The organism is Thermodesulfovibrio yellowstonii DSM 11347 (assembly GCF_000020985.1).
Taxonomy (GTDB): domain Bacteria; phylum Nitrospirota; class Thermodesulfovibrionia; order Thermodesulfovibrionales; family Thermodesulfovibrionaceae; genus Thermodesulfovibrio; species Thermodesulfovibrio yellowstonii.
In genome coordinates this window covers 18,724-42,612 of record NC_011296.1, presented here as the reverse complement: position 1 = coordinate 42,612, position 23,889 = coordinate 18,724, and the positions used below count along the sequence as shown (strand labels likewise).

Genomic DNA, 23,889 nt, shown 5'->3' with positions numbered 1-23,889 from the left:
TATTTTAATTTCCATCCAAATTTATTTTAAAATTTCCTTCATTTTTTTACATATCTATTTACGGAGACAGATTATGCAAGATATAAGAATTTTAGGAATAAAAGCAGAAAGTGGTAGATGGTTCTATGTAATTTTTGGACTTATAATAAATATTTGTCTTGGTGCTATTTATGCATTCAGTATTTTCAGACCTCCTCTTGAAAAACTCTGGGATATAACTGCAACAGAGAGCGGATTACCATTTATGATATTTTTAGCCATGTTCGCTTTTGCTATGCCTTTTGCAGGAAATTTAATGCAAAAATGGGGACCTAAAACTACAATGTTTTTAGGTGGTATTCTGGTTGGAATAGGATGGATTGCTGCTTCTTTTTCAACAAATATCAATAGCCTAACTTTACTCTATGGAGTAATAGGTGGCACTGGAGTTGGTATTATGTATGGCGCCCCTATTGCAACTTCTGCAAAATGGTTTCCAGACAAGGCTGGTTTGGCAATTGGATTAACAGTTGGTGGATTTGGACTTTCAGCATTAATAACAGCTCCGATAATCAAGCAACTAATTGGTTCAGTCGGACCATTAAGTACTTTCTTATATTTAGGAATAGCTTTCTTAATAATACTCATAATTCTCTCTATACCCTACAAATTCCCTCCTGAGGGATGGAAGCCTGCGGGTTTTATTGCAAAGACTTCTTCTAATCCTACTTCAAATAATATAGAACTTGACAGAGAGGAAATGATAAAAACTAACTCATTCTGGGCATTATGGCTAACCTATACTATAGGTTGTTTTGCTGGATTAATGGCTATTGGAATATCCGCTCCTGCGGGGAAAGAAGTAGGTTTAACACACGAAATGGCTGCGCTTGCGGTTTCTCTATATGCAATTTTTAATTTTTTAGGTAGGCCCTTTTTTGGATGGCTAACTGACAAAATAAAACCAAAAGCTGCTGCAATTTTGTCATTTTTGATAATCGGAGGAGCTTCTTTATTAATATATGGAGTTCGTGAAAAAATCATATTTATTATTGGATTCTGTTTACTATGGTTAAATCTTGGTGGATGGCTTGCAATCGCTCCTACAGCAACAAAAATTTTTTATGGAACTAAATTTTATGGAAAAAACTATGGACTGGTATTCACAGCATACGGAACTGGAGCAATCACTGGAGTTTTAATTTCAGGACAGATTAAAGATTTACAAGGTTCTTATTTTTCGGTTTTTCCTTTTGTGGCTGTATGTAGTCTCATCGGTATTATTGTTGCACTTTTTTTCTTAAACAATAAAAAGCTAAATTCAAACTAAATAGACATATTTTAAAATCCCTCTATTTATTTCTGTTACTTTTTTTCTTGTTGTTTTACTTTATGTAACAGCTTGATTTTCTCATAATGATTGGGGAAAACCTTATTTTACTTAATTTGTCTTCTGGCATGTTATTTGAGTAATCTTTTTTCATGTTTAAATTTTTTAGAAAAAACAGGATAGAATCAGAAATTTTCCGTAATAAAGAATTTGTTGTTATTGATACCGAACTCACAGGATTAGATGAAAAAAATGACAGTATTATATCCATCGGCGCAATCACAATGAGGGAAAGAAGCATTTTAATTGGGGATATTTTCTATAGAATTTTAAATCCTCAGTGTAAGCCAAAAGACAAAGCTGTATTAATACATAAATTGACATCAACGGAGTTGGAACAATGTCCTGATATAAAACTTATTCTTAAAGAATTTATTGACTTTATCAAAAATAGACCAATTGTAGGACATTTTATTGAGATTGATATTAAGTTTCTGAGAAAGGAGACTTCAAAATGGCTAAATACAGGCTTCACTCCTGAAGCAATTGATACATACATAATATTTAACTGGTTAATAGAAAGAGAAATTATATCTAAAAAATTCAAAGGAGCAAAATCATTGCCTGAAATAGCGGAAGCCTTTGATATAAAAGTAGACATGCTTCATGATGCTCTCTATGATGCCTTTATAACAGCACAAATTTTTCAAAGAGAGATTATCATGGTTCAAAAAATCAATGCTTCCTGGTTTGATTTACTGAAAAAAATAGGGAAACCAACTGTATCCGGATACATGTTTGGGAAATATGAAAAAAACTATCAATTTTAAAGGAGGTATTTATGGTAACGAAGGAAACGCTTGATGCTTACTGGCGAGATAACAGAATTCTAATGTATGTTATCTTGCTAATCTGGTTTGCTGTCTCCTATTTGGCAGCAATTTTTGCTTCTTCTCTTAATAGCATTACAATTTTAGGCTTTCCATTTGGCTACTACATGGGTTCACAGGGTTCTCTTATAGTATTTGTTCTTCTTAATTATTTTTACTCCATGAAGATGAATGAACTTGATAAAAAATATGGATTAGAGGAGGAATAACCATGGCAAATGATGCAATGCAAGCATGGAAGAAAAAATTAAGGCAGATTTATGGAGTATACACTGGTATATTTCTAATTTTTGTTATAGCCCTTTGGATTGGAGAAAATATGGGGCTTCAACAGAAGTATATAGGTTATGCCTTTCTATTTGGAACAATTGGAGTTTATGCTGCGATAGGCATCCTGTCAAGAACTTCAGTTGTTGCTGAATATTATGTTGCGGGTAGGAAAGTTCCTGCAATATTTAATGGTATGGCTACAGCTTCAGACTGGATGAGTGCAGCTTCTTTTATTGGAATGGCAGGTGCTCTCTATTTGCAGGGCTATGACGGTTTAGCCTTTATTATGGGATGGACAGGTGGATATGTTCTTTTAGCAGTTATGGTTGCACCTTACATAAGAAAATTTGGTCAGTTTACTATTCCAGATTTTCTGGAAGCCAGATATGGTGGTAAACTTCCAAGAATGATAGGAATTGTATCTGCCATAATAGTCTCTTTTGCCTATCTTGTGGCACAAATTGTAGGTGTTGGAATTATTACAAGCAGATTTGTGGGAATTCCCTTTGAAGCAGGTGTATTTCTTGGCTTATCAGGCATATTAGTCTGTTCGTTTCTGGGTGGCATGAGAGCAGTAACATGGACACAGGTTGCTCAGTATATAATATTGATAACTGCCTATATGATCCCTGTTGTTGCCATTTCTTATAAACATACAGGAATCCCAATTCCGCAGGTTATGTATGGACAAGCTTTACAGGTGATTGAGTCAAAACAAAAAGCTCTTGTAAATGACGTTAAAGAAATAGAGGTTAGACAGGAATGGAAAAAGAAGGCTGAGGAATTAAATGCAAAAATTAAAGAATTACCAGAAAGTTGGCAAAAAGGAAAGACCGAGCTTGAAAAAAAGCTCAAAAACTTACCTACAGAAAACCCTGAAAGAACAAAGGCTGAAAAAGCTCTGAAAGACTATCCTAAGACACCAGAAGAAGCAAAAGAAAAATGGACTGCTACGATGAAAGAAGCGCAGGTAATGTCTAAGCCACCTAAGTCCTATGTATCTCCACCTTCGGATACAAAAGGAATAATTAACTTTCTTGCACTTACTTTTTGTCTGATGGTTGGAACAGCAGGGTTACCTCATGTTCTTATGAGATTTTATACTACACCTACAGTTCGTGAAGCAAGAAGTTCTGCTGCCTGGGCTTTATTTTTCATATTCTTGCTTTACTTTACTGCACCAGCTTACGCAGCTTTTGCAAGAAGTGAGATTCTTACAAACATAGTTGGGCAGGCTTTTACCTCTCTTCCTGGATGGGTTGCCAAATGGGCTTCAGTAGGATTAATCTCTATAAAAGACATGAACGGAGACGGAATTATTCAGTTTTCTGAAATTATAATAAGGGCTGATGCAGTAGTGCTTGCAACTCCAGAAATTGCAGGACTCCCCTATGTAGTTGCTGGATTAATCGCTGCAGGAGGGCTTGCCGCGGCGCTTTCCACTGCTGATGGACTTCTAATCACCATTTCAAATGCCATATCCCATGACCTTTATTACAAAATCATTAATCCAAATATATCACCGTCCACAAGAGTGAAAATTGGAAAAGCTCTCTTAATCGTTGTTGCTGCAATTGGTGCCTATGTGGCAAGTTTTAAACTGGCAATAATTGTTGAACTTGTTGCCTGGGCATTTTCCCTTGCTGCTGCTACATTCTTTCCAGCTGTTGTACTTGGAATATGGGACAAAAGAATGAACAAAACTGGAGCAGTAACAGGAATGATCGTTGGGCTACTAATTACTACATATTATATAATTGGAAGCAGATTTTATGGAATAGACTGGTTTGGGATAAAAACAATTGCAGCAGGCATATTTGGACTTCCTGCAAATATTATTGTGGCTCTGGTCGTATCAAGAATTACAGCTGCACCCTCTCAAGAACTCCAGGAATTTGTTGACAGTATAAGATATCCCAAAGGTGCAGTAAAAGGTGGAGTTGAGGAATGACATTAAAGCTTTTTCTCAATTATACCCTTTCCTTTATAATGTGGCTCGTCATAGGACGAGCCATTTTATCTTTTTTTACAAAAGATCCTAAAAACCCCATCTATGGACTTTTTATGAGAACAACTGAACCCTTATATACATTAGCAAGAAGGATATTCCCTAAAGGAACAACAATTTTTATAATAATCTTTATAGTTATTCTTCGCCTTTTAGTTGTAAAATATTTTTGATGTTATGGAAGATTTAGAGAAAATCAAAAAAATATATCCCTTTGATACCCTTCCCATAGAAGAGATTGAAGAAATAGTTTCAATAGCTGAATTGAAAACTTATAAAAAAAATGAAATACTCTTTAAAGAAGGCAGTGAACCACTTAATTTCTTATACATAATTCTTGAAGGTGAGGTATTTCTTGAAAAAAATTCTCAGCTAATAGCTCATCTCAAAGGAGGAGACATATTTGGTTATGTATCTTTAGTTAGTGAGATGTCACCTGTATCTACTGCAAGAATTGTTGAGGATAATACAAAAATTCTTCAGATAAAAAAAGAAAAATTTCTTGATTTGCTGAGTAAATATGAGAGTTTTTCTAAATATTTCACAAAAGAACTTGCAAAAAGAGTTCACAAGGTCCCTAAGCTAAGAAGTTCCTTCCAGATGGAAAGACTTCTTGATGTAAGAATAAAAGACATTAAAATTAAAGAGCCTCTGTTAATCAAAGGAAACATGAACATAATAGATACAGCAAAAACAATGGCTGAGCATGACTCTACATTCTGCCTTGTTCAAAAGGATGGAGAAATAGGCATTATTACAGAAAGAGATATAATAAAAAAAATCCTTGCAAAGGAGATAAATCCTTCTCTTGCAAAAGCTCAAGATGTAGCTACTTTTCCGATAATTACAATGGATGCCTCTGAACCGCTTTTTAATGCACTGCTAACAATGGCAAAACACAGAATAAGAAAATTAGTAATAATGGATTCAGGGGCAATCTGGGGAATACTTGACGATAGAGTGGTTATATCCCATGAGAGTAAAAACATAATTTTTCTTATTAAGGAAATTGATAGAGCTAAAAGCACAGAGGAACTTTCCTACCTTTATTCTCTTGTAAATGAAAGCGTAATTGATGGTGTTATGTCTGGATTAGATCCTGAATATGTTGGAAAATATATAGCAGAACTTAATGACCATTTTATGGCAAGGGTAGTCAGGCTTGTAGAGGAAGAAATTGGTTTACCACCCTGTAATTATTCTATTATGGTTATAGGCTCAGAAGGAAGGAGAGAACAGAGCCTCAAAACAGATCAGGATAATGCTCTAATTTTTGAAGGTAATTCTGCAAATAGGGAATATTTTGAGAAGTTTTCAGAACTATATATAAAATATTTGCTTGATATCGGCTTTCCCCCTTGTCAGGGAAATGTTATGATTAGTAATCCTTACTGGAGAAGAACAAAAGAAGAATGGTTCAAGGAAATTGGTAGATGGATGGAAAATCCTAAACCTGAAAATGTTTTAAATATAAGTATATTTTTTGATTTCAGAAATGTTTTCGGTGAAGATAAATTAATAGATGAACTATGGCAGTTTATATTCCAAAGGATAAGAATTTCCAAACATTTTCTACCTTTTCTTGCCTCAGAGGCAATAAAATTCACTCCTCCTGTAGGTTTTTTAGGCAAGTTGAAGACTGAAAAAGAAGGGAAGTATAAAGGAGAGATTGACATAAAAAAATACGGTATTTTCCCTATAACTCAAGGTATAAGAGTTTTATCTCTCCATAATGAGATAAGAAATACAAATACCTTTGAGAGAATTAGAAAATTAAAAGATTTATCTATTTTTACACCTGATTTTGCAAGAGATCTGGAAGAAGGATACAGGTTTTTAATGACTCTTCGACTAAAATCACAAGCTAAGAAAATAAGAAATAATATACCTCCAGACAACTATATAAATCCGAAGGAATTATCAAAAACAGAAAAAGAAATTCTCATTGATGTTTTTAAAAAAATAGAGGAATTTCAAAAACTTCTTTTTGATAAGTATAATCTTAGATATTTTTCATAAATTTGTTACCCAAATAAACATCCTTAGTTACTTTTAGTAACATTTTTAGAATGAGTTAATTAACCTCTTAAATATCTGAGCACCTTTAAGCTATGGCATAATATTTGCTTCATTGAAAACTATATGGTAAAGATAATTGAAGATATCATGGATTTTCTAAAATCTGTTCCTCCTTTTGAATTCTTAAGTGATGAAGCTATTAATTCTGTAACAGTTAAAACATCTATGGAATATTATCCTAAGGGGACTCATATTCTTCTTCAGGACGGTCCTCCCAGTGAGTTTCTTTATGTTATTAAAAAAGGTGGAGTTAAAGTATACCGAAGAGTTGAAAATGAGGAAATTGTCATAGACTACAGAAGCGAGGGAGACAGTTTTGGCTTTGTTTCTTTGATGAGTGGAGATAAATCACGAGCAAATGTTGTTGCAATTGATGATACAATCTGCTATCTAATACCAAAGGAAACTATCTCTAATCTGATAAATAAATATTCTGAAGTGAGAGACTTTTTCTTAAGGTCTTTTATGAACATATACTTTGACAAAGGATACAGAGAAGAGCAGTCTAAAAAAACACTAACTTATACAGTTGATAAACTTCTTTTTACCACTCCTGTTGAAGAAATTGCTACTAAAAACGTTATTTCTGTTCCTGAAAATACTTCAATAAGAGATGCTGCAAGGCTTATGTGTGAAAACTCTATAAGTTCTCTAATCATTATGGATAGCCAAGGAATTCCAGTTGGAATAATCACAGACAAAGACCTACGCAGAAAAGTAGTTGCCTCAGCAAGAAATGTTGATGAGCCTGTTAAAAACATAATGAGTTATCCAATTATAAAGATTGATGCAAAGGATTTCTGTTTTGAAGCGGTCGTAAGAATGCTTAAATACAATATACACCATCTTTTAGTAATAAAAAATGGAAAGATTGAAGGAATTATTACAAATCACGACATAATGATGCTTCAGGGTTTTTCACCAGTTACGATTGTAAGAGATTTAGAAATTCAGCAAACAGTAGAAGGCTTAATGAATACATCCAAACAAGTAAACACTATTGCAGGAAATCTGATTTCTCAAGGAGCTAAAGCAAGCAACATAACCCGAATCATAACAGAGATAAATGATAGAATTGTCAGAAAAATTATTCAGTTTGCTGAAAGAGAGTTTGGGCAACCCCCTGTCCCCTATTGCTGGATTGCTCTTGGCTCAGAGGGCAGAAAAGAACAAACCTTTAAAACTGACCAAGATAATGCACTTATCTATGCTGATCCGCCTCAGGCACAACAGGAGGCGGTGCAAAAATATTTTCTTGAACTTACAGCTTGGATAAAGGAAAATCTTCTAAAATGTGGTTTTCCACCTTGTCCTGGAGATATCATGGCAAGTAATCCTAAATGGTGTCAGCCTCTCAAAGTCTGGAAAAAGTATTTCTCTCAATGGATTTATACACCAAAGGGTGAAAACATCAACCTTTCAAATATATTTTTTGATTTTAGAGGAATTTATGGAGACCTTTCCTTAGAGGAAAATCTAAGAGATTATCTTCTCAATATTGTTAAAGACCAGAAAGTATTTCTTGGATATTTAGCTAATCTTGCAGTGAGAAACAAACCTCCACTTGGTTTTTTCAAAACTTTTGTTGTAGAAAAAAGCGGTGAACATAAAGATAAACTAAATCTAAAAATTAAGGGTATTGCTCCTATTGTTGACATAGTAAGACTTTTCAGCCTTGAAAAGGGAATAAGAGAGACCTCAACCTTAGAAAGAATTGAAACATTAAAAAGTAAGCATACTGTTGTAAGGGATTATGCAGACGAAATGGCATATGCTTTTGAGTTTCTCATGTTTTTAAGAATGCGTCATCAGTATGAACAAGTGTTACAGGGCAATATGCCTGATAATTTTATTAATCCTGAATCATTAAGTAATCTTGAGAAAAAACTCTTAAAAGATACTTTCCAGCTTATATCAAAGCTTCAGGATATTCTTATTGAGAGATATAAGCTGATGATAATATAGGTATGATTAAATTTTTTAGAAAAAAGAGAGACAAAGGCATTATCTCTCAACAGCTAATAAGCGAAACAGATTTTGTAGTTGTTGATACAGAACTTACAGGTTTAAATGAGTTCAGGGATAACATAATAGCCATTGGTGCAATAAAAATGAAGGGAAGAACTATAAAGATAGGAGATATTTTTTATAGAACAGTAAGCCCCTCAACAAAGAAATTCCGAAAGGAAAGCATAATGATTCATGAAATAACACCCTCTGAACTTGAAAAATGTCCTCAAATAGAACCTATTCTAAGAGAATTCATAAAATTTTCCAAGAATTGTTTAGTTGTAGGACATTGTGTTGATATAGACTTAACTTTTTTAAAAAAAGAAATAAGAAATAATTTGAGAGAGATTTTTGAACCCTTTAGCATAGACACATTACTAATTTATAAATGGCTTATTAAAAAAGAGATTTTACCATCTGATTTCTCAAATAAAAATTCACTTGAAGACATTGCTTTATCTCTTGATATTGAACCAAAAGAACTACATGATGCTTTGTCAGATGCATTTATTACAGCACAAATCTTCCAGAGATTACTTGCTTATCTTGGAGAGTTAAAAATATTCACCGTTGGTGAATTATTAGAAATAGGCTCTATTTATGAAAAAAGCTTCGGAACAACCATTAAAAAAGAAGCCTATCAACTTTAAGGAGGTTTTTTATGAAGGAAGAGTTACTAAAATCTTCTCTATTTAAGGAGATTGTGAGGAGCAAAAATTCTATCTCTCTTATTCTTACCGTGTTAGAGTTAATTATTTATTTTGGTTTTGTTTTATTGGTCGCTTACAACAAAGAGTTTCTTGGAGAGAAACTATACGGTTCTGTTACTGTTGGTATACCCATAGGAATAGGAGTAATAATACTAAGTTGGCTACTTACAGGAATTTATGTTTTATGGTCTAACAAGGTTTATGATGAAAAAGTTTCTAAGATAAGAGAAAAAATAGGAGGTGAATAATAATGCAAACTGTTCTTGGACAACCAACACTGACAGGAATATTTTTCTTTTTGCTTTTCGTTGCCGCAACATTGTATATAACATATTGGGCAGCAAAAAGAACAAGAACAACAGCAGAGTTTTATGCAGCAGGAAGAAGTATAACAGGACTACAGAATGGTCTTGCTCTCGCTGGAGATTATATGTCTGCAGCAAGTTTTCTCGGAATTGCTGGACTGGTTTCATTGAAAGGATATGATGGTTTAATATACGCAGTAGGCTGGCTTGTTGGGTGGCCTATTGTAATGTTCTTAATTGCAGAACCGCTCAGAAATCTTGGTAAATATACCTTTGCAGATGTTGTTGCATACAGACTTAGACAGAGACCTATCAGAACAGCTGCTGCAACAGGAGCTTTAATAACTGTCCTTTTTTATTTAATTGCTCAGATGGTCGGTGCAGGTTCTTTAATAAAATTAATGTTTGGACTTCCTTACGAATTGGCAATAATTATAGTAGGGTGTCTAATGATAGCTTATGTTTTATTCGGAGGAATGCTTGCAACAACTTGGGTTCAGATTATAAAGGCATGTCTTCTTCTTGGAGGTGCCACAATTTTAGTTTTTCTCACTCTTTATCAATTTGGATTTAATTATGTTGAACTATTCTCAAATGTTACATCTAAGTATGGTGATAAGTTTGTTCAGCCAGGTGGTTTAATAAAAAATCCCATTGATGCCATATCACTTGGCATAGCTCTGATGTTTGGTACAGCAGGGCTTCCCCATATTTTAATGAGATTTTATACAGTTCCTGATGCAAAAGAAGCAAGAAAATCAGTATTTTATGCAACTGGGTTCATAGGTTACTTTTATATACTTACATTTACTATTGGGTTTGGAGCAGCCGCATTGGTAGGACATGAGATAATTAGTAAAATTGACAAAGGTGGCAATATGGCAGCACCTTTACTTGCTGAAGCACTTGGAGGAGAAATATTTTTAGGATTCTTAGCGGCTGTTGCTTTTGCAACTATTTTAGCTGTAGTTGCCGGATTAACTCTTGCAGGTGCATCAGCAGTGTCGCATGATATCTATGTAGGCGTGGTTAAGAGAGGAAGAGCAGATGAAAAACAGGAGGTAAAAGCAGCTAAAATAGCTACTCTTTGCCTTGGATTGCTTGCAATAATACTTGGAATTGTATTTAAAGGACAGAATGTTGCTTTCATGGTTGGTTTAGCCTTTGCAGTAGCTGCTTCTGCTAATTTTCCAGCTCTGTTTATGTCTATATTTTGGAAAAAATTCACCACTCAGGGGGCTGTTTGGAGCATATATACAGGACTTTTGTTGAGTGTTATATTGATAATTTTAAGTCCAACAGTTTGGGTTGATATATTGAAAAATACTCAACCCATATTTCCTTTGAAAAATCCAGGAATAGTTTCATTCTTTGGTTCATTTATAGCTGGTATAGTAGTTTCTTGGCTTACAAAAGAAAAGGAAGCAGAAGAAAAATTTGAAACTGAAAAAATAAGGTCATATATAGGTATCGGTGCTGAATAAAATTCTAAAATAATGTTAAAATCAATAGAAAAAAAGGAGGTAATCTATGACACAAGGAATTGATGTATTACTTAAAGAACAGAGGGTTTTCCCTCCACCAAAAGAAATTTCAGAAAAAGCCTATATTAAAAGCATGGCCGAATATGAAGCTATGTATAAGCGTTCTGTAGAAGATCCAGAGGGTTTTTGGGCTGAGATTGCTGAACAAAATATTACATGGTATAAAAAATGGGATAAAGTTTTAGACTATGATTTTAATAAACCTTACATAAAGTGGTTTATAGGTGGAAAGCTAAACGCCTCATATAATTGTCTTGATCGCAATCTTTCAACCTTAGGTAATAAGGCTGCACTCATTTGGGAAGCTGATGATGGCGAGGTAAAAACATACACCTACTGGCAACTTTACAGAGAAGTCAATAGATTTGCTAATGTTCTAAAAAAGCTTGGCATTAAAAAAGGAGATAGGGTTGCTGTTTATCTTCCCATGATTCCTGAACTTCCTATAACCCTTCTTGCCTGCGCAAGAATTGGTGCAATTCACAGCGTAGTCTTTGCAGGTTTTTCAGCTCAATCTCTTAGAGACAGAATAAATGACTGCGGAGCAAAACTACTTATCACAGCCAATCAGGGACTAAGAGGAGGAAGACTCGTACCCTTAAAAGCAAATGCTGATCAAGCACTGGAAGGTGCACCCTCTGTAGAAAAATTAATTGTTGTAAAAAGAACTCCAAATTTTGTTGACATGGACCCTGAAAGAGATTTCTGGTGGCATGACCTGATGAATGACCCTGAGATTGGAAACTATTGCGAACCTGAACAGGTGGATGCAGAAGACCCATTATTCATTCTTTATACTTCAGGTTCTACTGGAAAGCCAAAAGGAGTTTTACATACAACTGGTGGATATATGGTTTATGTAAATATTACTTTTAAATTAACATTTGACTATAAACCAGAGGAAATATTCTTCTGCACAGCTGATATAGGCTGGGTAACAGGGCATAGTTATATAGTTTATGGACCACTCAGCGCAGGAGCAACCTCTCTAATGTTTGAAGGAGTTCCCACCTATCCAAACCCAGGAAGATTCTGGGAAATTGTTGAAAAGCACAGAGTTAACATATTCTATACAGCTCCAACTGCCATTAGAGCTCTTATGCGAGAGGGAGAAAAATGGCCGTATCAGCATGACCTTTCAAGTTTAAGAATTCTTGGCACTGTTGGTGAACCAATTAATCCTGAAGCATGGATGTGGTATTACAAACATGTTGGTAAAGAACGTTGTCCAATTGTAGATACATGGTGGCAGACTGAAACAGGTGGATTCATGATAACTCCTCTTCCTGGTGCTATGACTCTTAAGCCAGGGTCTGCTACAAGACCATTTTTTGGTGTTGTTCCGAGAGTTCTAAAAGAAGATGGTTCTCCTGCAGCAGTAAATGAAGGAGGCTACCTGGTAATTGAAAAACCATGGCCGGGTATGCTTAGAGGAACATGGGGAGACCCTGAAAACAAACGAATTAAAGAAGTCTATTTTTCACGTTTTCCAGGCAAATACTTTACTGGTGATGGAGCAAGAGTAGATGAAGATGGCGATTACTGGCTTATGGGAAGAATTGATGATGTTATAAATGTATCAGGACATAGAATAGGAACAGCTGAGGTTGAATCAGCTCTTGTTGCTCATCCAGCTGTTGCCGAAGCAGCGGTAGTAGGATTTCCACATGATATAAAAGGTGAGGGAATATATGTTTATGCTGTTCTTAAAGAAGGACATGAGCCATCAAGGGACCTTGAAAAATTGCTCATATCTCACATAAGACAGATGATAGGACCTATCGCAACTCCAGATAAAATACAGTTTGCTGGCGGACTTCCAAAAACAAGAAGCGGTAAGATAATGAGAAGAATTTTAAGAAAAATTGCCTCTGGCGCACTGGAAGAACTCGGAGATACATCAACCCTTGCAGATCCATCTGTTGTAGAAGAATTGATAACAGGAAGAAAATAATTAAGCATAGGGGAGAAGGTTTTCTGCTTTCTCCCCTAAAAATATCATTAAATCAAAATACGCTTTTTCCCTATTTATACTTTAATATTCCTTAAAAATTCAGAGGCTACTTCTGGCAAAAGATGGTTTATATACATGCCAGAACCAAGTTCAAATCCAGAAGCTTGAACAATTCTTGGCACAATACTGATATACCAGTGTAAATATTCTAATTCACTTTCTGCAATGCTACCTGACCTTAATACTAAATTAAAGTCAGGATTTTCAAGTCCATAATAAAGTTTAGCCATTGTAGACTTCAAATTAAAAGCAAGGTCCCAGATTTCATTTTCTTTTATTGTTGCAAAAGAACCAGAATGTCTTTTTGGGAATATCCATATGTGAAAAGGAGAAAGAGAAGCATATGGAATAAAGGAAACAAAATGTTCGGTATTACAGATTATTCTTATAGAGCAAGACAGTTCTTCATCTAAGGTTTTGCAAAAAATACATTCTCCTGTGCTATCAAAGAAATGCATCGCCTTTGCCGTTCTTTCTCTTATTTGGAAAGGCACAATTGGAAGCCCTACTATCTGAGAATGAGGATGTTGAATAGTTGTCCCAGACAAGGGTCCCTGATTTTTGAAAATTATTACATGCTCTATTCTTCTATCACTGTAAAAGGCAAGAAATCTCTCCTTATATGTTTGGAGAACATCTTTTATCTGACTCACAGGCATAATTGCTGTTGTTAGGTTATGAAGTGGAGATTCTATGATTACTTCATGCAGACCTGTTCCTGTAATAGTTTTTCTTAATCCATCCTCACTCCTTATTTTTTCCATATCACCAGATAAAACAGCATATTTATTAGGCACAACCCTTATCCTCCAACCCTTTTCATCTCTTATGCTGTAAACTTCTGAAGGTGTATATATCTCATTTCCAGGACAAAAGGGACAACTCTCAACAAATTCTGGTAATTTTCTTTTCTCTTTGACAACATAATCCCGAGGGGAGGTTTCTCTCCCTATCATTATGACCCAATCATTAGTTATAAGATTTAATCTTAATTCAGACATTTTTTCAAAATATTTTTACAATATTAACATAAACTAACGTGTAGTTAAAAAGCAAAAAATTCTTGAGCAAAAACTGGAAGCTTTTATTTATGAAAATCGTGTTTTTAAATTAATTTAAATTGAATTATTTTTATATTTAATTTAAAAATTGTCTAAAAATTGCAAAAAATTTAGTATTTTTATAAAATATTTTTATTATATTTCAATTTTATTTTTAGGGGGAAATATGAAAAAACTAATTATTAAATGGCAAAGACTTGTTCAAAATAATACTACATGTCCAAGATGTGCAGATACTGGATTGGAAATTGAGAAGGCTTATATTAAGCTTAAGGAATCTCTTAAGCACTTTAACATTGAAGTCTTATTAGAAAAACATGAATTAACCGAGACAGAATTCAATAAAAACCCCTTAATTTCCAATCTCATACTGATCAATGATAAACCTCTTGAGGCATGGATTAGTGCAGAAACAGGACAGTCTAAATGTTGTAGTGTATGTGGCGATGAAGAATGCAGAACCATTCAGTTTAGAGGGAATATTTATGAAGCTATTCCTGAAAATTTGATAATTAAGGCAAGCTTAATCGCTGCATCTGAACTAATTCCAATAGACAAAAAGAGTTCAATTTTAACAATCAAAAATTTTAAATAACGGAGGATTGAATGAAAAAATTTCTTGAGAAGTTGCACAACTTCAGACTCCTTCCCTTTTTCGTGATTATCAGTATGATTATCGGAATTGCAATAGGTAAGTGGTATGGTATTTCAAATTTTGAACTTACACCGCCAATTGATGCTATTAAATCAATATTTAAAGGTGGCTATGAGTTTAGTTTGCCCAATACATTAGCTCTCGGAGTAGTAGTTGGTTTGTTTATGATGATGTATCCTGCAATGGCAAACATAAAGTTTGAAGATCTTGGAAAAGCAATGAAATCCCCTAAACAGCTTGCCATTGTAGCCTTTTTTAATTATGCTGTTGCACCTTTTTTTATGCTTTTACTTGCTAAATTTTTCTTAATTGGTGAGCTGGATTTGTATACTGGGCTTGTATTGTACGGACTTGCTCCATGCATTGCAATGGTAATTGTCTTTACTTATCTTGCAGGAGGAAATGGTCCTCTTGCGATAATTCTTGTTGCCTTTAACTCCATTGTTCAGATGCTCTTAATTCCTGTATATGCAAAACTACTTCTTGGAGATGTTCAATTTGATGTTTGGGTTGTAGGCGAAAGCGTGGTTTTATATCTTGGAGTGCCCTTAGCTGCTGGAATGCTCACAAGATTTTTAGGAGTTAAAAGATTTGGAGAGGGATGGTTTAAAAAACTCAAATTTTATCTTGACACAATGTCAATTGCAGGACTTCTTTTCACTCTTATTGTAATGTTTGCTCTTAAGGGAGATTTAATTCTTGAAAAACCAATTTTTATTGTTCAGATGGCTATTCCAATGACGATTTTCTTTTGGACAATGTTTGTTATTGTTTACCTTGTAAGCTGGAAATTTAAGTTAAATTATGAGGATTCTGTAGCAGTAGCATTTAATTCTACAGGAAGAGATTTTGAAATAGCTATCGCAATTGCAATTTCTGCATTTAATCCGACAGTTGCCCTTGCTACAGTAATAGGACCACTAATTGAAGTTCCTGTAATGCTTGCGTTAGTAGGTTTTGCAAAAAAGACAGAATATAGACTTTTTAAAATTCAAAAATAAGGAGAAGCCTATGTATGAAAAAATTCTTTATCCAATTAAATTTGAAGAATTTTCAATGGATATTTTGAAGTGTATGCTAAATTTCAAAAAAGTTGGAACAAAGGAAATAATTCTCATTCATGTAGTTGATGTATCAAAACTGCCGATGGAGAAATATGCAGGATATGACTTAGATTTTGTAAAAACTTTAACAGAAATCGCAGATAAAAAAATGGAAAAAGCCCTTAAATTAATCTCCGAGGCAGGTTTATCATCAAAAAAATTTATCTCCACTGGAGTTCCTTACCGAGAAATTCTTAAAGTAGCTGAACAGGAAAGTGTTTCGCTTATTATTTCAGGAAGGCAGAGAAAGAGCCTCCTGGGAGAAATATTTATTGGCTCAAATACAGATAAAATAATTCGTTACGGCAGATTTCCTGTTTATGTCCCAAAATATCCTGCTTGCTTCGGTGATGATTTTTCAGCATGCGAACGTTATTGTGAAAATCCTTTCAAAAAAATTCTGTATCCAACAGATTGGTCTGATTGTGCTGAAAGCGCAATTAAATATATCTTGAGACTAAAAAATTCAGTTGAAGAGATTGTGATAGCTCATATTATGGATGAAAAATCTATGAAACTACAGCCTCTTGAAAAATTCAGAGAATTTGAAAGAATAAATATGGAAAAACTTGAAAGCCTTAAGTTAAAACTTGAACAAGAAGGGTTTAAAGTTAAAACTCATCTTTCTGTAGGGAAACCTTCAGCAGAAATTATAAATTTAGCAAAACAAGAAGATATAACTTGTATAGCAATGGGCGTTCATGGAAAGGGCTTCATAGAGGGAATTTTGTGGGGTTCTGTTTCAAGAAATGTTGTAGAGTATAGTGACAGTCCTGTACTTGTAACAAAGGGAGGAGTTTGTTAGAAATGTTCCACGTGGAACATTTCTAACAAACTATAGTTTTAAACTTTCTTTCTTTTATCTATGATTCTTACTGCTTTTCCGGGGACCCTTTGAATGGTTCCCTCTGGCACTACCTGAATTTTACTATGAAATCCTAAAAAATCATAAAGTTCAAGGTCAAGTTGATCAAGTTCCCGCTGAGTAATGCCATTATCAGCCTTTTCAACTATTATTGTCATCTCATCTTTGCCTTTCGCTGTTTCTATTACAAGTTGATAATAAGAGGAAAGTCCTTTATGTTTCAACAAAATCTGTTCAACCTGCGAAGGATAAAAGTTAACGCCCTTTACCTTGAGCATATCATCTGTTCTGCCGCGAATTCTGCTAACACGAATATGTGTTCTTCCGCAATCGCACTTTTCATATGACAAAATTTTTGATATGTCTCTTGTGCGATACCTTATAAGAGGAAGTCCTTCCCTGGTAAGAGTTGTGATAACCATCTCTCCTTCCTCGCCGATAGAGAGAGGTTTTTCTGTTTCAGGGTCAATAATTTCTACAATATAGTGATCTTCCCAGATGTGAATTCCTGTTTTTCTCTCACAGTCTATTCCAAGTCCAACTCCTCCTGTTTCAGTAAGTCCAATAATATCAAAAGTTTTTATGCCCATCTCTCCTTCAATTCTACGTCTGTATTCATCAGACCATGTTTCTGCTCCTAAGATTGCAGCTCTTAATTTTGTCTCTCTGAAATCAAAGCCGTTGTCCTTCGCGACCTCTATAAGTCTTGCAGGATAGGAAGCAATTGCACCAAAGGCTGTAACTCCAAGGTCTTTTATCAGTTTAAGCTGCATGAGTGACCTACCAGCACCTGCAGGAACTATGAAACAGCCAAGACGCTCAGCTCCATAGTGAAAGCCAAATCCTCCATTAAAAAGTCCAAAGGAAGGCATGATCTGAAGCTTGTCTTTTTCAGTCAGTCCAGCTGCTGCCAGACATCTTGCCATTATCTCTCCCCACTGGGCAATATCATTTTTTGTCATAGCATTTATTACTGGTACTCCTGTGGTGCCAGAACTCATATGCATTCTTGCACAATCAGAAGGCTCAACAGCAATGTGCCCAAAGGGATAGCAGTCTCTTAGGTCATCTTTTGTGACAAAGGAAAGGCTCTTAAGATCATCAAGGCTACGGATATCTTCAGGCTCTATATCTCTGTATTTTTCCTTAAGCTTTGAGCGTGAATTTTTAAGAAATCTGAGGGTTTTTCTCAACCCTGTAAGTTGCAGTTTTTCAATTTCTTCTCTTGGAAGTGTTTCTTTCTCAGGATTGAACATAATCGCACCCCTTTATAAATGATTTTTTGTTTTCCTCATCAAGAATATTTATGAAATCTTGGCACTCAAAAAGTTTTGTCTTTTTTACAAAAACACCGAGTAAAAAGGTATTAACATATCTCATGGGCACACTTGCCCTCGCAGTTTGTATTTCATCATCAGTAAAAGCAAATGTATTTTCACTGAAAGTTTTTGCATACTCAAGCAACTCTCTGCTCAAAAGAACAACCATATCTGCTGTTCCTCTTCTAATCATTCCGCTCATTCCTTCACCGATCTTCATCTGTATCTCAACAGCACCACCCTTTTTAGCCATTCCTTTAATTTCTGTAGAACAAACAGAAAGTCCCTTATTGATTGATGCCTGAGCAATCACTCTTGAAAAAAATATAACTCCCTGTCCACCTTTGCCAAGTATAACGAGTTTCATAGTCTTCTATTATATCAAACGAATTGCTTTAGTAGGGCATATATGGACACAGCATCCGCATCCTACACAAATGGTATGGTCAATTTCTGCTTTGACATCTTCTTCCTTGAATACTATTGCAGGACATTCAAACTCGGTAAGACAAAGCTTACAGCCTTTGCATAGTTCTTTCACTACAGCTACATTATATCTTGGATTGGCACTTAATCCTTCCTTTGTGTTTACACATAGGTGTCTAAAAACTATAACTGCTACTTCATTTCTCTCCTTAAGAAACTTCTTTGCATCCTTTAGTACTTTTACTGAAACATCAAAATCGTAGGGGTCCACAGTTTGAACAAAGTTAATTCCAATTCCCTTTACAACATTCTCAATAATTATTGGTGTTACTGGTTCACCTGAGGAACTTACTTCATCAGAAAGAGTTTTCTGGTTTCCTGTCATTGCTACTGTTTTGTTATCTAAGATAATTGTTAAAAAGGGAACTCTGTAATGGACTGCATCAATTAAAGGAGGTATTCCTGTATGAAAAAATGTAGAATCTCCAATTATAGATACCACATCCTGCTCAGTGCCAGCTAATTGAAAGGCTTTTTTAAATCCAAAACCAAAGGAGACACTTGCTCCCATACATAAAACCGTATCTGTAACTCCAAAATTAAGAGCAAGGGTGTAACAGCCTATATCTCCTGCATAAATTGCTTTTTTGCCGAAAACTTTTTTTACCGCATAAAGAGCAATTCTGTGTGCACAGCCAGGACAAAGAGAGGGTCTTTTAAGTGGAGGAACAGTTATGGTTTTGCCTCGCTTTATTAATCCAATTCTTCCTAAAATCTCCTCGCAAACCTCTGGAGTAAGCTCTCCCTGCTTTGGCACTATCCCGTTTCTTCTTCCTTCAGTGCATAGTTGTAACTCAAGCACTGGCATGGATTCTTCTATAGCAATGACTCTACTGTAGCCTGAAAAATCAAATTTTTTAAGTGGATAGGGCATGTCTACCTTTGCTAAAGTCAACTTATTTTGTAGTCCATACTCTTCAATTAACTCATAAAGATAAGAAAAAACTGCTCCGCTTGAGATTATAAGAATATCACCTTTGAAAAAGAATCTTAATTCATTTGTTCTCTCTATTTCAGCAATTTTCTCATTTAAAGCAGCATGAAGCATAAGTCTTTGACGAGGAGTAGCTGCATAACGCCAAAGTTTTTTATCCCAATCCTTTAGAATTTTAAATTGAGCTTTTAATGGCTCATTTACAAAATTTCCTTTAAGCTCTACATCAGCCCTTCCATGAGAAACCCTTGTTGTACCCCGGAGCATAACTGGTATACCATATTTTCTGCTTAGTTCAACTGCCCTTTTTGCAAAATCATAGGCTTCCTGAACTGTTGAAGGGTCAAGTATAGGTATCTTTGCAGCCACTGCAAAAAAGCGGCTGTCCTGTTCTGTTTGAGAAGAATGAGGACCAGGGTCATCCACACTTACAAGCACCATAGCAGAGTTTGTTCCCACATAGGCAGAGTTCATAAACGGATCCATTGCCACATTAAGTCCAACTTGTTTCATTGTAACAGCTGTCTTAATTTCTGCAAGGCTTGCTCCGTAGGCAACTTCATAGGCAACCTTTTCATTTACTGACCATTCTGCAAATGCCTTTAATCCTTTGTTTTTAATTATTTTTTGAAAGGTAGGAATAATCTCGCTTGATGGAGTTCCTGGATAACCAGTGATAAATCTAACTCCTGCCTGAATTAAACCATAAGCAATCGCTTCATTGCCTGAAAGATATAATCTGGGCATCTATATATGATAGGAAAAAATACTCTATTGTTTCAAATTAAAATTAAAATAAGTTTGTATGGCAACAACATTAACTAAATTTGAGTTCTTTTATCTTTTCAGCAGGATTATCGCTTAAAACAATTGATGTCCCTACTAAAATAGCATCTACTCCTTGCTTAATAAGCTCCTGAACATGTGATTTTCCAGAAATCCCACTTTCGCTAACAATGACCTTGCCTTCAGGAATTAATTTTTTAAGTTTGAAAGTTGTGTTAATGTCAATCTGAAGAGTCTTAAGATTTCTATTATTTATTCCTATTATATCAGCGCCAGCAAACAATGATTTATCTAAATCTTCCTCATCATGAATCTCAAATAAAACATCCATGCCAAGGCTCTTTGTAAGTTCATATAAAGTTTTACATTGTTCCTTAGTTAAAATGCTTGCAATTAAAAGAATTGCATCTGAATGTAGCAATTTTGATTCATAGACCTGGTATTCATCAAAAATAAAATCTTTTCTTAAAACCGGAATATGAGGATGATTTTTTTTAATAGTCACCAGAAATTGAGGGTTTCCAAGAAAGAAATCTTCCTCGGTTATAACTGAAATTGCATCTGCACCTGAGGATACATAAATATTTGCCATTTCCTCTATATCATATTCTTTCAATATACCCTTTAGAGGAGATGCTTTTTTTATTTCTGCAATAAGTTTTATCGGTTCATGGGGAAGTCTTTTTATTTTTTTATAAAACAGATAATCAGACTTATTCCCAAAAGCCAAAGCCTTTTTTTTAATATCTTCAAAGGATAAAACTTTTTTCTGTTCCGTAATTCTTAACTTTTTTCTTTCCACTATCCTCTGTAATATATTCATCCTTTTATCCTGCCTTTGACTTGATATACAAAAACAAGAATTTCTGCTACAGCCTTATACAATTCCACAGGAATCTCTTCATAAATATCAAGCTTTGAAAGAACCTCCACTAAAGCCTCATCTTCTTTCATAGGAACTCCATGCTGCCTTGCCAGTTCAATTATCTTCTGAGCTATAAAACCCCTACCTTTTGCAACAACCTTCGGAGCTGCATCCTTCTCTGCTTCGTATTTTAATGCAACTGCCTTTTTGCTATCTGTCATACTGTTAAACTCACACTGCCTTCTTTAATGTTCCACTGTTTAATTAGTTCTTCAGTTTTTGAAACATAGTTTATTCCACTAAGGAGCATTCCTTTATCTTGAAATCTCTCTCTTAATATTGCCTCTTTATCCTTAAGGCAACTAAGTATTTCAGGTTGACCTGAAAAGCTAATAAAAAAGCTTTTGTTTATCATTGTTACAATAAAAGAAAGATATTCTTCTTTAAAATTAAGGGTGACAAAAACTGTGTGATATTCCTTCCCCTCTCTTTTAAAAGATTTATACGCTATATTACCTCCTTCTATATCCTGCCATAAAAGAGGTAAAAAGGTAAAAAAGCTTTGATAGGTTTTGGAAAGAATCTGATATCCATCTATTTGCCTTAAAAGTTGCTCTGCCTTAAGGGCTACTTCTTCAATACTCTGTGATTTTGCTTCCTTTATAATTTGATTAAGAATAACTTTTAAGTCTTCCTTAATCTGCTCAATTTTAACAGAATCAAAAAGAGCCTGCTTCATTTTTGCTTCAAAGGATACTCCAGAATTTAATAAAGTTTGCTTTAATTTCTCAGGAGTTATTTCCTCATGAGTTGTAATAATTAGATTTTTTAGCTGAGAAATCTGCTCTTTTGGAAAATCATTTTGTTCAAGAAGCTTTATTAATTCATGAAGATTTTCTGATGTATCCTGCTGTGAAAAAATTACATCAATTATTTTATTCATAAGCACCGTCTTTTGTGTTTCAGAAAGCTTTTCCGTTGGAAAAGAAAAAATTGTTTTAATTATATCCATTTGTTGTTTTGTTTCTTTTATTGAGTTCGGATTATTAGAAAAGAGTGATTCAATTAATTTAAAGATTTGATCCGATATTTCAGTTTCAGCCTGTATCATGGCTTTCTGAACCTCTTTGGCTTCAGAAGCAGATAAAACTCTCAAAGGAATTATACCCTCTTCAAGAGGCTTTTCTACCTTTACCATCACAGTGTCTCCCTTGTTTAAGGGCAATTCTCTCTGAGGCTGAGCATTTATTATTCTATTGTTAATTTTTAGTTGCATTGTTCCAGTGGGGAATATGTCCATTATCTCTGCGGCTAGAATCTCACCAACTACAAGCTTGATAGGCTCTGCCTGTTTGCCTTTAAATATATGAATTACGCCTGAAGAGTCAATTATAGGCTGAATCATCTTATTACATCTATACCCATATAGGGTCTTAAAACTTCAGGCACTATTACAGAACCGTCTTTTTGTTGATAGTTTTCAAGAATTGCCACCAATGTTCTACCAATGGCAAGTCCTGAACCGTTTAATGTGTGGACAAACTCTGTTCCTTTTTTATCTCTTCTACGAAATCTTATATTAGCTCTTCTTGCCTGAAAGTCTTCAAAATTGGAACAAGAAGAAATCTCTCTGTATCTACCCTGTCCTGGAAGCCATACTTCAATATCATAGGTTTTTGCTGAAGCAAATCCTAAATCTCCGGTGCATAAAGCAACTACTCTATAGGGAAGCCCAAGCATCTTTAGAACTTCTTCCGCATCCCTTGTAAGAGACTCAAGTTCTTCATAGGAGTCTTCAGGTTTTACAAATTTTACAAGCTCAACCTTATTAAACTGATGCTGCCTAATGAGTCCCCTTACATCCTTGCCATGTGATCCAGCTTCTTTACGAAAGCAAGGAGTATAAGATACATAATAAATTGGCAACTCATCTTCAGAGAGAATCTCTTCTCTGTGAATATTTGTTACGGGAACTTCTGCAGTAGGAATTAAATAAAATTCTGGGTCTACTATTTTAAAGAGGTCCTCTTCAAATTTAGGCAATTGTCCTGTCCCTGTCATAGAAACCTTATTTACCAAAATTGGCGGTAATACCTCAATATATCCCTTCTGTGTGTGCAGATCAAGCATAAAGTTTATAAGTGCTCTCTCAAGTCGGGCTCCCATACCTTTCATTATGGCAAATCTACTTCCCGCAATTTTACTTGCCCGCTCAAAATCTATTATTCCAAGAATCTCTCCTATATCCCAATGATTCATTGGCTCAAAATCAAAATGAGAGGGTTCACCCCAACGTCTTATCTCTACATTCTCATTTTCATCTTTACCAAGAGGGACAGAATCATGAGGGATATTTGGGAGAAAAAGCAAGAAGTTTTGAACCTTATCTTCTATTTCCCGTAGTTTTTGCTCAATAGAGCCTAATTCTTCTCCAAGTTTACGCATTTCAGCTATAAGTTTATCTATTGTTTCATTGTCACTCTTTAACTTTTTAAGGTGGGCAATTTCTTGGGAAACAGAGTTTCTTATCGCTCTTTTTTGCTCAATCTCTCTTAAAAGCAAAAGTCTTTCTCTTTCAAGAGAGAGAAACTCTTCAAAGTCTATCTGATAGCCTCTCTTGTCTAAAGCTTCCTTTAGTTTTTCAGGATTTGCTCTTACAAATTTTATATCAAGCAT

22 protein-coding genes are annotated in these 23,889 nt (G+C 34.8%); 14 read left to right on the top strand and 8 right to left on the bottom strand.

Annotation, left to right across the window (positions count from 1 at the left end):
* Window positions 1-73 precede the first annotated feature (73 nt).
* The 11 genes from THEYE_RS00190 to acs all read left to right on the top strand — a co-directional run bounded on the left by THEYE_RS00190 (window position 74) and on the right by acs (window position 13,079).
* Entirely contained in the window at window positions 74-1,309 is a 1,236-nt protein-coding gene (locus THEYE_RS00190; RefSeq protein WP_012544926.1) for an L-lactate MFS transporter, read from the top strand.
* 152 nt (window positions 1,310-1,461) lie between these two features.
* Window positions 1,462-2,139 carry a 3'-5' exonuclease gene (locus THEYE_RS00185; RefSeq protein WP_012544928.1) on the top strand — a complete coding sequence of 226 codons (678 nt, stop codon included), beginning with the start codon at window positions 1,462-1,464 and terminating at the stop codon, window positions 2,137-2,139.
* Window positions 2,140-2,150: 11 nt separating this feature from the next.
* Window positions 2,151-2,408, top strand: coding sequence for a DUF4212 domain-containing protein (locus THEYE_RS00180; RefSeq protein ID WP_012546253.1), 258 nt, complete (start codon window positions 2,151-2,153; stop codon window positions 2,406-2,408).
* A 2-nt stretch (window positions 2,409-2,410) separates the two neighbouring features.
* The gene (locus THEYE_RS00175) at window positions 2,411-4,420 is read left to right on the top strand and encodes a sodium:solute symporter family protein (RefSeq protein ID WP_012545400.1); all 2,010 of its coding nucleotides are present in this window, start codon (window positions 2,411-2,413) and stop codon (window positions 4,418-4,420) included.
* A complete protein-coding gene (locus THEYE_RS10635; RefSeq protein ID WP_038058694.1) occupies window positions 4,417-4,650 on the top strand; it encodes a YggT family protein in 234 nt (77 codons plus the stop codon). The genes THEYE_RS00175 and THEYE_RS10635 overlap by 4 nt, the downstream gene beginning before the upstream one ends.
* 4 nt (window positions 4,651-4,654) lie before the next feature.
* Complete coding sequence (locus THEYE_RS00165) at window positions 4,655-6,496, top strand: putative nucleotidyltransferase substrate binding domain-containing protein (protein ID WP_012546223.1); 1,842 nt, start codon at window positions 4,655-4,657, stop codon at window positions 6,494-6,496.
* Between the two features lie 123 nt (window positions 6,497-6,619).
* On the top strand, window positions 6,620-8,521 hold the full coding sequence (locus THEYE_RS00160; RefSeq protein ID WP_012545360.1) for a DUF294 nucleotidyltransferase-like domain-containing protein: 1,902 nt from the start codon (window positions 6,620-6,622) through the stop codon (window positions 8,519-8,521).
* A gap of 2 nt (window positions 8,522-8,523) precedes the next feature.
* A complete protein-coding gene (locus tag THEYE_RS00155; protein ID WP_012546015.1) occupies window positions 8,524-9,216 on the top strand; it encodes a 3'-5' exonuclease in 693 nt (230 codons plus the stop codon).
* A gap of 11 nt (window positions 9,217-9,227) precedes the next feature.
* Window positions 9,228-9,524 carry a DUF485 domain-containing protein gene (locus THEYE_RS00150; RefSeq protein ID WP_012545871.1) on the top strand — a complete coding sequence of 99 codons (297 nt, stop codon included), beginning with the start codon at window positions 9,228-9,230 and terminating at the stop codon, window positions 9,522-9,524.
* A 2-nt stretch (window positions 9,525-9,526) separates the two neighbouring features.
* Window positions 9,527-11,065, top strand: a complete 1,539-nt coding sequence (actP, locus tag THEYE_RS00145) for a cation/acetate symporter ActP (RefSeq protein WP_012546484.1) — start codon at window positions 9,527-9,529, stop codon at window positions 11,063-11,065.
* Between the two features lie 46 nt (window positions 11,066-11,111).
* The gene (gene acs, locus THEYE_RS00140; protein ID WP_012546141.1) at window positions 11,112-13,079 is read left to right on the top strand and encodes an acetate--CoA ligase; all 1,968 of its coding nucleotides are present in this window, start codon (window positions 11,112-11,114) and stop codon (window positions 13,077-13,079) included.
* A gap of 74 nt (window positions 13,080-13,153) precedes the next feature.
* Here acs and THEYE_RS00135 read toward each other — a convergent pair whose 3' ends face one another.
* Complete coding sequence (locus THEYE_RS00135; protein ID WP_012546734.1) at window positions 13,154-14,140, bottom strand: galactose-1-phosphate uridylyltransferase; 987 nt, start codon at window positions 14,138-14,140, stop codon at window positions 13,154-13,156.
* 226 nt (window positions 14,141-14,366) lie between these two features.
* Here THEYE_RS00135 and THEYE_RS00130 point away from each other — a divergent pair, with 226 nt between their 5' ends.
* The 3 genes from THEYE_RS00130 to THEYE_RS00120 are packed head-to-tail and all read left to right on the top strand — an operon-like array spanning window position 14,367 to window position 16,763.
* Window positions 14,367-14,795 carry a DUF2703 domain-containing protein gene (locus THEYE_RS00130; RefSeq protein ID WP_012546393.1) on the top strand — a complete coding sequence of 143 codons (429 nt, stop codon included), beginning with the start codon at window positions 14,367-14,369 and terminating at the stop codon, window positions 14,793-14,795.
* A gap of 11 nt (window positions 14,796-14,806) precedes the next feature.
* Window positions 14,807-15,856, top strand: coding sequence for an arsenic resistance protein (locus THEYE_RS00125; protein ID WP_012545026.1), 1,050 nt, complete (start codon window positions 14,807-14,809; stop codon window positions 15,854-15,856).
* 10 nt (window positions 15,857-15,866) lie between these two features.
* Entirely contained in the window at window positions 15,867-16,763 is an 897-nt protein-coding gene (locus THEYE_RS00120) for a universal stress protein (RefSeq protein ID WP_012546572.1), read from the top strand.
* Between the two features lie 38 nt (window positions 16,764-16,801).
* Here the strand turns inward: THEYE_RS00120 and THEYE_RS00115 are convergent, their stop codons facing one another.
* From THEYE_RS00115 to serS, 7 genes are all read right to left on the bottom strand, one after another.
* Complete coding sequence (locus THEYE_RS00115; RefSeq protein WP_012545255.1) at window positions 16,802-18,079, bottom strand: phenylacetate--CoA ligase; 1,278 nt, start codon at window positions 18,077-18,079, stop codon at window positions 16,802-16,804.
* Window positions 18,066-18,509, bottom strand: coding sequence for a 2-oxoacid:acceptor oxidoreductase family protein (locus tag THEYE_RS00110; RefSeq protein ID WP_012546200.1), 444 nt, complete (start codon window positions 18,507-18,509; stop codon window positions 18,066-18,068). The genes THEYE_RS00115 and THEYE_RS00110 overlap by 14 nt, the downstream gene beginning before the upstream one ends.
* 9 nt (window positions 18,510-18,518) lie before the next feature.
* Complete coding sequence (locus THEYE_RS00105; protein ID WP_012545125.1) at window positions 18,519-20,309, bottom strand: thiamine pyrophosphate-dependent enzyme; 1,791 nt, start codon at window positions 20,307-20,309, stop codon at window positions 18,519-18,521.
* A 70-nt stretch (window positions 20,310-20,379) separates the two neighbouring features.
* Window positions 20,380-21,171, bottom strand: coding sequence for an indole-3-glycerol phosphate synthase TrpC (gene trpC, locus THEYE_RS00100; protein ID WP_012545376.1), 792 nt, complete (start codon window positions 21,169-21,171; stop codon window positions 20,380-20,382).
* Window positions 21,168-21,434, bottom strand: a complete 267-nt coding sequence (locus THEYE_RS00095) for an EscU/YscU/HrcU family type III secretion system export apparatus switch protein (RefSeq protein ID WP_012545507.1) — start codon at window positions 21,432-21,434, stop codon at window positions 21,168-21,170. The genes trpC and THEYE_RS00095 overlap by 4 nt, the downstream gene beginning before the upstream one ends.
* On the bottom strand, window positions 21,431-22,618 hold the full coding sequence (locus tag THEYE_RS00090; protein WP_012546619.1) for a hypothetical protein: 1,188 nt from the start codon (window positions 22,616-22,618) through the stop codon (window positions 21,431-21,433). The genes THEYE_RS00095 and THEYE_RS00090 overlap by 4 nt, the downstream gene beginning before the upstream one ends.
* Window positions 22,615-23,889 carry a serine--tRNA ligase gene (serS, locus tag THEYE_RS00085; protein WP_012545752.1) on the bottom strand — a complete coding sequence of 425 codons (1,275 nt, stop codon included), beginning with the start codon at window positions 23,887-23,889 and terminating at the stop codon, window positions 22,615-22,617. Before serS ends, THEYE_RS00090 begins: the two co-directional genes overlap by 4 nt.